8 protein-coding genes are annotated in these 7,720 nt (G+C 67.7%); 6 read left to right on the top strand and 2 right to left on the bottom strand.

Annotated features, from left to right (window positions below; all coding sequences use genetic code 11):
* The 5 genes from ACIQ6O_RS10340 to ACIQ6O_RS10320 all read left to right on the top strand — a co-directional run.
* Positions 1–895, top strand: an 895-nt coding sequence (locus ACIQ6O_RS10340; RefSeq protein ID WP_396207708.1) for a nicotinamide-nucleotide amidohydrolase family protein, incomplete at its 5' end; no start/stop codon positions are given.
* A 166-nt stretch (positions 896–1,061) separates the two neighbouring features.
* Entirely contained in the window at positions 1,062–1,601 is a 540-nt protein-coding gene (locus ACIQ6O_RS10335; protein ID WP_396207707.1) for a nucleotide exchange factor GrpE, read from the top strand.
* Positions 1,602–1,630: 29 nt separating this feature from the next.
* Positions 1,631–2,770 (top strand): DnaJ C-terminal domain-containing protein, encoded by a 1,140-nt coding sequence (locus ACIQ6O_RS10330; RefSeq protein ID WP_396207706.1) that lies wholly within the window; start codon positions 1,631–1,633, stop codon positions 2,768–2,770.
* On the top strand, positions 2,770–3,336 hold the full coding sequence (locus ACIQ6O_RS10325) for a hypothetical protein (protein ID WP_396207705.1): 567 nt from the start codon (positions 2,770–2,772) through the stop codon (positions 3,334–3,336). Before ACIQ6O_RS10330 ends, ACIQ6O_RS10325 begins: the two co-directional genes overlap by 1 nt.
* A gap of 100 nt (positions 3,337–3,436) precedes the next feature.
* The gene (locus ACIQ6O_RS10320) at positions 3,437–4,660 is read left to right on the top strand and encodes a dicarboxylate/amino acid:cation symporter (protein WP_396207704.1); all 1,224 of its coding nucleotides are present in this window, start codon (positions 3,437–3,439) and stop codon (positions 4,658–4,660) included.
* Between the two features lie 5 nt (positions 4,661–4,665).
* Here ACIQ6O_RS10320 and mnmA read toward each other — a convergent pair whose 3' ends face one another.
* On the bottom strand, positions 4,666–5,817 hold the full coding sequence (gene mnmA / locus ACIQ6O_RS10315) for a tRNA 2-thiouridine(34) synthase MnmA (protein WP_396207703.1): 1,152 nt from the start codon (positions 5,815–5,817) through the stop codon (positions 4,666–4,668).
* Positions 5,818–5,941: 124 nt separating this feature from the next.
* The gene (locus tag ACIQ6O_RS10310) at positions 5,942–7,126 is read right to left on the bottom strand and encodes a cysteine desulfurase family protein (RefSeq protein ID WP_396207702.1); all 1,185 of its coding nucleotides are present in this window, start codon (positions 7,124–7,126) and stop codon (positions 5,942–5,944) included.
* 79 nt (positions 7,127–7,205) lie between these two features.
* Here ACIQ6O_RS10310 and ACIQ6O_RS10305 point away from each other — a divergent pair.
* On the top strand, positions 7,206–7,720 hold a 515-nt coding region (locus ACIQ6O_RS10305; RefSeq protein ID WP_396207701.1), incomplete at its 3' end, for a hypothetical protein.

Genomic DNA, 7,720 nt, shown 5'->3' with positions numbered 1-7,720 from the left:
CAATCGCCACGGCAGCGCCCCGGGCATCTGGCTCGAAGACGCGCGCGGCCGCTGGGTGATCATGCTCCCTGGCGTTCCACGTGAAATGCGCGGCATGCTGGCCGATACGGTCATCCCCGCGCTGCGCGATCGCCTGCCGAAAGACGGTCCCGTCATTCGCAGTACCACGCTGCGCACCGCCAACATCGCCGAATCGGCGCTGGCCGACCGCCTCGGGGAGCTCGCCCGCGGCGTGAACGGCCTCTCCCTCGCCTACCTCCCCGGCAGCGACGGCGTCGATCTGCGCCTCACCAGCTGGGATAAGGACGCGCGCGCCACCACCTTGGCGCTCGGCGAAGCGGCCAACCTCGTACGCGCCAAGGTGGAGCGATTCATCTACGGCGAAGGCGACGACGATCTGGCCGCCATCATGCTCGCCGAATGCGCCGCCCGCGATGCCACGGTGGCGGTGGCGGAGAGTTGCACCGGCGGCATGCTGGGGATGCGCCTGACCGCGATTCCCGGCTCCAGCCGGACATTCCTGGGCGGGATCATCGCGTACGCCAATGAAGTGAAAACCCGCGAACTGGGCGTGCCGGCTGAGGTCATCGCCGAACATGGGGCGGTGAGCGAAGCGGTGGCGCGGGCCATGGCCACCGGGGTGCGACTGCGCTTCGGCAGCACCATCGGGCTCGGCATCACCGGCATCGCGGGGCCTGACGGTGGCACTCCGGAGAAGCCGGTGGGTACCGTATGGGTGGGCGTGGACATCGGCGGTGACGTGCATGCGGTACGGGCCATGCTGCCCGGTGATCGCCACGAGATCCGCTGGCGGGGCGCGCAACTGGCACTCGACCGTCTCCGTCTGGCATTCCGCAGTGAGAAGCACGCCGAAGGGTGGACCGCCCGCGGGTGAATCTTCCACATTACAGCAGAATCAACGCACACCTCTGCCCATTCGGGTGAGAGGGGCCCGGAACTTCGGGCCGCCCCGTTCGTAGGGGCCTACGGGTCGCGCCATCCGGTGCGACGATCACACGCGTCATCACGCTGCGCTGCAGCACGCTGCATTCAAGACGACCATGACCGATTCCATGTCGAACGCTGACGAACTCGCCCCCGCTTCCGACGACCTCGCGCCCGAGACGGCGACCGATGCCGCGAGCGGTGACGACCGCCAGCGCGAAATCGATGACCTCAAGGACAAGCACCTCCGCCTAGCCGCCGAGTACGACAACTTCCGCCGCCGCGCCGTCAAGGAGCGGCAGGAAGCCGGCTGGCGTGCGCAGGGCGAACTCGTGCGCGGCCTCATCGATGCCCTCGACGACCTTACGCGCTTCGCCAACGTCGATCCGTCCACGGTGGACTCGAAGACGGTGATCGACGGCATCGCGCTCGTCGAGAAGAAACTGTTCAAGTCGCTCGCCGGCCACGGATTCGAGGTCGTGAACCCCACCGGGCACGCCTTCGATCCGAACCTGCACGAAGCGGTGAGCACCGCGCCGGCTGGCTGTGCCGAGGAAGACGGGCAGGTGGCGATCTGCTTCCAGGCCGGCTACGTGATCAACGGGCACGTGCTCCGTCCGGCGCGCGTGATCGTGAAGCAGTGGTCGGGTAACTGACCGCATAAGCCAGTCTCAAGCAGCCCCTCATGGCCAACGGCACCGATTACTACGCAGTCCTCGGGGTCTCGTCGTCCGCCACGGCCGACGAGATCAAGAAGCAGTACCGGCGACTCGCGAAGCAGTATCACCCCGACGCGAATCAGAACGACCCCAAGGCGGCCGAGCGCTTCAAGGAGATCTCCGAGGCGCACAACGTCCTCGGCGATGCCGAGAAGCGGAAGCAATACGACGACATGCGTCGTCTGGGTGCCTTCGGTGGTGTCGGATTCGGCGGCGGTCGCGCCTCGGCGCGTCCGGGCGCTGGGGCACGTCCCGGCGCGGGGCAGCCCGGTGCCGGGACGTTCACCGACTTCGACGTGGGCGGGATCGGCGGACTCGGCGATCTGTTCTCCTCCATGTTCGGCGGTGCAGCGGGCGCGCGAGGGGCGCGGGCCAAGTCGACAGAGAAGGGACAGACCGTCGAGCAGACGATCGACGTTCCGTTCCGCACGGCGGCGACCGGTGGCAAGGTGCCGGTGGAGCTCGAAGTGAACGAGGAATGCGCCCTCTGCCGTGGCAGCGGCGCCGCTCCGGGTGCGCAGGTCAAACCGTGTGGCGAGTGCAGCGGGCGCGGGGTGATCTCGTTCGGGCAAGGGAGCTTCGCGGTGAACCGCCCGTGCCCGGTGTGCATGGGGCGGGGCAGTGTACCCACCGAACGGTGCGGGAGCTGCCGCGGCAGCGGTGAAGCGCGCGTGCGTCGCACCGTGAACATCACTGTGCCGGCGGGCGCCGAAACGGGCACCAAGGTGCGCCTGCGCGGACAGGGCGGAAAGGGTACGTCGGGCGGGCAGGCGGGCGATCTCGTGATCACTTTCACCGTGCTCCCCGACCGCTTCTACAAGCGCGATGGGCTCGACCTTATCGCCGCCGTGCCCATCAACATTGCGCAGGCCACGCTCGGGTCGAAGGTGAGTGTGAAGACGCTCGACGGAAAGAAGGTGGCCATTCGCATCCCGGCAGGCACCTCGGCTGGCCGACGGTTCAAGGTGACGGGGCAGGGCATCGAGAAGGATGGTCGAAAGGGCGACCTGATCGTCGAGATCACCATCGCGGTGCCGGAGACCCTCACCGAAGCCCAGGAGAAGGCCATGCGCGACTTCGCCGACGCGACGGGGATGAAGTACTGATGCGCGCCGCGGCGATGGTGCGACTGGCCTGTCTCGCTGGGGGCCTGGGAGCTTCGGCGCTGGCCGTTGGTCCGATGGTCATGACCCCGCTGTCGGCGCAGACGTCACCGGCTCCGGTCGCCATCTCCGACGCGGCCGATCGCCCCACGGCGAACGCCAGCCCTCGCTGGCAGTTCGAGCAGTGCATGGGCGGGCTCACCTACGGGGCGCCGCTCAAGTGGGCGCTCAGCTACGGGATGGGGCTGGTGCGCGAAAGCGAGACGCGCGACTGGTGCGTGCTCGGGGCGGCGAAGATCGGCTTCGGTGGCGCCAGTGTGAACGTGGGGTTCGCCAATTCCATGGGGCACTGGGGGAGCGGCGTTGCCGTCACGGGGGGCGTGCTGCGCACGTTCAACGACCCCATGGGAGCGTTGGCCAAGCGCACCTACGTCGGGGGGAGTGTGCACCTGTGGCCCATTCTCGCCCTCGGCGGCGAGATCGGTGTCTATCGCCGTATGGGCAGCGACGGGCCGGGGACCACCCGCAGCCGTACCCTCCTCGCCTGGTCCACGGGGTTCGGGTTCTGAACGCCCGCCGTATCGCCTGACGCTGTAGCGGGAGTGCGGGTACTGCCGTAGGTTGGCGGCCATGTCGGAATCCCGCCGTTCTCCTCTCAAGTCTACGGGCGTGCAGGTCACGCTCGGACTCGTGCTCGGGCTCGCCCTGGGCATGCTGCTGTCCCACGAGACGGAGCCTGCCGCGTTCACCCGCGGGCTGCTCGCCACCCTCGACATCATCGGCACGGCGTGGATCAACGCGGTGCGCATGACGGTCATCCCGCTGGTCGTGCCGTTGCTGATCGTGGGGGTGGCCGGCGGTGACGATTTGCGGCAAACCGGGAGTGTAGGCGCCAAAGCGTTCGGGTGGATGCTGCTTTTGCTCGTCGCGTGCGCCGTGTTCTCGAGCGTCGTGTCGAGCGTGTGGTTCGAGTCGCTGGTGCTCGACCCGGCCGCCACGGCGCGACTGCGCGCCACTGCCAAGATCGATGTGCCGCCGGCCGATGCGTTGTCGGTGCGCACGTTCATCCTGTCGCTCATTCCGCTCAATCCCATCAAGGCCGCCGCCGACGGTACGCTGCTACCGGTGGTGCTGTTCACGCTGCTCTACGCGTTTGCGCTCGGGCGTGTGGCCGAGGGGCCACGCATGGCGCAGCTCGGGTTCTTCCGCGGCATGGCCGACACCATGCTCGTGGTGGTGCGGTGGATGCTCGCCCTCGGTGGCATCGGCATCTTCGCGCTGGCCACCGTGCTGGGACAGAAGCTCGGTGCCAACGTGCTCGGGGCCATCGGCTTCTACTTCATCGTGAACATCGTGCTCCACCTCATCGCCACGGCCGGCATCTATGTGGTGATTGCGCTCTCTGGGCGCGTGTCTGTGCTCACGTTCGCGCGCGCCATGGTGCCCGCCAGTGTGGTGGGCATGGGCTCCCGCAGTTCACTCGCGAGCCTGCCCGCCATGGTGAAGAGCGCCACGGACATGCTGAAGCTGCCGCCCACGGCGACCGGCTTCGTGCTGCCACTGTGCGCGAGCGTCTTCAAGCTCACGAGTGCGATCTACTGGGTCGTGGGCGCGCTGTTCGTCGCGAAGCTGTACGGCATTGATCTCAGCACGGCGAATCTGGCGCTGGTCGCCGCGTCGAGCGTGGTGCTCAACTTCAGCACCCCCGGCATCCCGAGCGGCGGCATGCTGTTGCAGGTGCCGCTCTACACGAGTATTGGCCTGCCGGTGGAAGGCATCGGTATTCTCATCGCGCTCGATACGCTGCCGGACATGTTCAAGACGCTGCTCAACGTCACGAGCGACATGATGGTGGCCGTGATGACCACGCCGAAGGAACAGCTTACGCGTTGATCAGCTCAGCCAGCCAGCAGCGGTAACCGCCGACTCGGCGCCGCGCGCATGCCGCGCTCGATCACGCCGCCGCCGAGTACGAGGTCGCCGTCATAGATCACGAGCGACTGGCCGGGTGAGATGGCCTGCACGGGTTCGTCGAGCGCGAGTTCGATCGCGTCGCCGTCGAGCCGCACGATGGTAGCCGGCGACGGCTTGGCGCGATTGCGCACCTGTACCTGCACGGTGCTCCCTTCCGCCGGTACATCGTAGAGCCAATTGAGCTCACGCGCTTCGAGGCCTCGGCCCAGCAACGCTTCGCGCGGGCCGATCACCACCGCGCGTTCCGACGGGACGATCTCCACCACGAACATGGGCGCGCCGAAGCCGCCGGGCAGGCCTTTGCGCTGGCCGATGGTGAACTGCGCAAAGCCCTCGTGTTCGCCTACCACATCGCCGCTGGCGAGCCGAATGGGGCCACGCTGCAACGCGGGCGCATCACTGCCAAGATGCTCGCGAATCACGCGCACGTGATCGCCATCGGGCACGAAGCAGATGTCCTGGCTCTCAATCTTCTCGGCGGTACGCAGGCCGAAGCGGCGCGCGATGTCGCGCGTCTCCGCTTTGGTCTGCGTGCCAATGGGCAGTACGAGACGATCGAGCACGCCGCGATCGATGCCCCAGAGGAAATAGCTCTGGTCCTTGCCGGCATCGAGGCCGCGCAGCATCACCGCGTCATTGCCCACCCGCCCCATGCGCGCGTAGTGCCCGGTCGCAAGCCAGCGCGCGTCGATGGCATCGGCCTTGTCGAGCAGATCGCGGAACTTCGTGAAGGTGTTGCAGCGCACGCAGGGAATAGGCGTTCGGCCGCGTGCGTACTCCTGGACAAAATCATCGAGCACGTCGTGCCCGAAGTGATCCACGAGGTTGGTGACGTAGTGCGGGATGCCGAGCTTTTCGCACACGCGGCGCGCATCACTGGTGGCGTCGAGTGAGCAGCAGGGACGGTCGGGCACATCGGCGCCGTCGCCGTGCAGTTTCATCGTCACGCCCACCACATCGCAGCCGGCTTCCACGAGCAACGCCGCGGCCACGCTCGAGTCCACGCCACCGCTCATGGCGACGAGGACGCGATCGCCCTTACTGGGAACGAGTGGCGGGTTCAGCTGAGTATGCATTGGCGGTGGTGGGACGCGTGATCACGGAGTTCACCGAGTGCGGTGAGGCCACGGAGAACCGGTCTGTGCAAGGTCGTTCTCTGTGCCCTCACAATGCTCCGTGCTCTCCGTGTATACGCGTTGTTCAGAACTCGACCGTCTCGAACACCGCCGCGTTCTTCACGTCGCGCGCCTTCTCGGCCAGCGTGGCCAGCACCTCCACCGTACGCGTGACGCATTCGGTCGTGCTAAGACAGCCGAGCGACAAACGCAGCGCGGCATTGGCGAGTTCGGGAGCGACGCCCATGGCCGTGAGTACGTGACTCGCCGACACGCTTCCGCTCTGGCAGGCACTGCCGGCGCTGCAGGCGATGCCGCGCAGATCGAGCGCCATGAGCAGCGACTCGCTGTTGGTGCCCGGAATGGAGACGTTCACTACATGCGCCGCGCGCGGGGCGCCGGCGCCGTGAATCACCGCGCCCGGAATGCGCTCGCGCAGGCCGTTCTCGAGGAAGCTACGCAGCGCCAGCAACCGGGTCTGCTCGGCGTTGTGCTCGGCGACCGCCAGTTCGGCCGCCGTGGCGAGCCCGATGGCGAAGGCCACGTTCTCGGTGCCGGGGCGGCGACCGCGCTCCTGCGAGCCGCCGTGGGCCAGCGGTTCGAGTGGCGTGTCGCGACGGATGTACAGCGCCCCGATGCCCTTGGGGGCGCCGATCTTGTGTCCCGAGATGGTGAGCAGGTCGAACGGCTGCGTGCGGGCGTCAATGTGGACCTTGCCGAACGCCTGCACCCCGTCGGTGTGGAACACGGCGCCGGCGGCCTTGGTCTGCGCCGCGAGGGCAGGGACATCCTGAATCACGCCCACTTCGTTGTTCACCCACATCACACTTGCGATCGCCGCGCGCCCGTCGAGTAGCGACGCGAAGTGGCCCATGTCCACCAGTCCGTCGCCGGTAACGCGCACCAGACGCTCTTCGCCGCCCTCGTGTGCCACCTGATGGACGGCAGCGAGCACGGCCTTGTGCTCGATGGGCGTGGTGATGGCCGCGGTGCGCCCCTGCGCCTTGAGCGTGCGGTACACGCCCAGCACGGCGAAGTTGTCGCCTTCTGTTCCACCCGAGGTGAAGCACACCTCGTCGGCGTTGGCGCCAAGGCAGGCGGCCAGCCGTTCACGGGCTTCGTCGAGCGCCACCCGCGCTTCACGCCCCCAGCGGTGCACACTGCTGGGGTTACCGAAGCGCGGGCCGAAGAAGGGGGCCATCGCGGCCATGACCTCGTCGCGCACCGGCGTGGTCGCGGCGTGGTCGAGGTAGACGGGGGAGGAGGCCATTCCACCAAACTAAGCGAGAAATCACGGTGGAACCACGGATCGCCCGTGTCCGTACAACCCCCTACCCGAACCCTTCCTCGTGTTCTCCACCTGCTTCCACTGCACCACCGACCTCGGCCGGAACGAGGCCTTTGAGCGGTTTCCCGTGGGCTCCCGGCTGGCCTTCGACGGCCGGCAGGGACGCCTGTGGGTGGTGTGCCGTGGCTGCGGGCGCTGGAACCTCTCCCCGCTCGAGGAACGCTGGGAAGCCATCGAGGCCATGGAGGAGCGCTTCCGCGGCACCAAGCTGCGTGTGAGCACCGACCAGGTGGGGCTCGCCCGACTCCGCGAAGGCGTGGACCTCATTCGTATCGGGGAACCGCAGCGCCCCGAGATGGCGGCGTGGCGCTATGGCGATCAGTTCGGCCAGCGGCGGAAGCGGCAGCTCTTGGTGACCGGGACGGTGGTGGGGAGTGCCGTGGCCCTCGTTGCCGGTGTCTCCGCGCTCGGGGCGAGCGTCGGCAGCTTCGCCGGGATCTACGCCAATGGTGGCATCTGGGACGCCCTCATCAACGGACGCCAGAGCAAGTCCATCGGACATGTGGCGCTGGCGGG

Source organism: Gemmatimonas sp., from assembly GCF_044345575.1.
Classification (GTDB): Bacteria; Gemmatimonadota; Gemmatimonadetes; order Gemmatimonadales; family Gemmatimonadaceae; genus Gemmatimonas.
Note: the sequence above shows the minus strand (reverse complement) of the source record. Positions and strands in the feature narration are given on the sequence as shown.